A 1,442-nucleotide genomic window follows, 5' to 3' on the forward strand; every position below is an offset into this window, starting at 1 on the left:
CTTGTTTCGTAAATCACGCACGATGTTCTCAATGTTATCCAGGTTGATAGCAAGGTTTGCTGTAACAGGGTGAACAACCTTCCCGTGTCTCCTCCAGAGCTGGATGTAATTTGCATTGGTAATTATTCCCCACCTTGCTGATTTGCAATGCTCTCCAAGCAAGTACCTTTTTATTTGATCTACTGCATCTCTACAGGCAGCGGATCCCTCACTAAGATTGACTGTCCTGGACTTAACTTCCAAGAGAAGGTATGGGTTTTTCCTAGAGTTGAAGAAGATGTCTGTATGTTGTGTGTTTTTTCTAGCCGCAAAGTCTACTTCTCCGCACCCTGTTTCAAACTCAGGCCTAATCTCCAGGTCTCCAAAGCCTAGCTCATGGAGCAAGGGTCTGGCAAAATGTTGGACAATGACTTGCTCAACTCTCTCGCGGGGGGATATCCTCTCAAGCTGCTCTCGGAGCGAGATGGCACTAGTCATAGACTGAAGGGATCCCAATTTGCCCCTCAGCCTAGCAGTTGCTTGGCTCGCTCTGCCAGCGCCTGGGCCGTTAGGCCGTTGTAGTCCATGAGTTCGGCAGGGGTAGCGGTGGTTTCGCCGCGTTTCCAGGCAAAAAGATCGCGCGGGCCGGTGTAGCGCAACAACAGGGGCTCCAACATCAGGCTGGATCCGCCAGTCACGCCGATAAGGGCTGCGCCGGCAAACCAGGCGGCAAACTCCTGGTCAGACATGAACTCCCCATCGGGTTGGGCACAGGTGGGCCAGGCTATATCGCTGGGGCGGTAGAGACGGCGAGGGTTGACCACGGAGACAATTTTGCTGCCGATCCCCTGGGCCTGGAGCTGTTCAGCCGCCGCAAAGACTGGCAGAAGGATCATATCTCCCACCACGGCAAAGACCACAGTGCGGGATCCAGGCAGTTCCTGCAGCACAGTGCAGCCCTGCTCCACGGCTTGGCGCGCTTGTTCCAGGGTGGTGCGGATGGGCAGGGGGGTTTTGCTGGCAAAGATCGGGATCCCTTTGTTGAAGGTCGACAAGGCCCACTCGTAGGCGGCTTGGGCACAGTTGGCGTCGGGGGGAAAGAGGGGGAAGATGTTGCCGTTGCGCATCATAGCCGCCAGGTAGGCCTCGATTTCCGGGCGTTGGTGGGTCCAGCCGTTGCGTCCCTGTTCCAATGCTCCAGCCGTGAAGAGGGCAATAGCGGCAGGGGTGGGGCGGCGCAGCTCGGCCATCGCCTGGGTTACCGTCTGCCAGATGGGCAGGCCGTTGACGGCAAAGGATTCATAGGAGCACCAGAGGGAGCGCCCGCCAAAGAGCGCCAGGCCCCCTGTCAAGCCGGCGCAGGCATCTTCACTGAGGGGTTCGTAGACCTGCCCTTGGGGCTGTTGGTTGTAGAGGGGATCCGCCGTGGGGTGGATCACTTTGAGACCTTGGTTGACGTTGGC

At 57.4% G+C, this 1,442-nt stretch carries 1 protein-coding gene and 1 pseudogene; both read right to left on the minus strand.

Annotation, left to right across the window (positions count from 1 at the left end; genetic code table 11):
* Positions 1–477 (minus strand): type I restriction enzyme HsdR N-terminal domain-containing protein (locus NW853_RS06115; RefSeq protein ID WP_414348351.1); only part of this gene is annotated, 477 nt, incomplete at its 3' end.
* Between the two features lie 26 nt (positions 478–503).
* A pseudogene (locus tag NW853_RS06120) lies at positions 504–1,442 on the minus strand (phosphoketolase); the annotation flags it as partial.

It is taken from the genome of Synechococcus sp. H55.11 (assembly GCF_047462475.1).
In the GTDB taxonomy this organism is placed as follows: domain Bacteria; phylum Cyanobacteriota; class Cyanobacteriia; order Thermostichales; family Thermostichaceae; genus Thermostichus.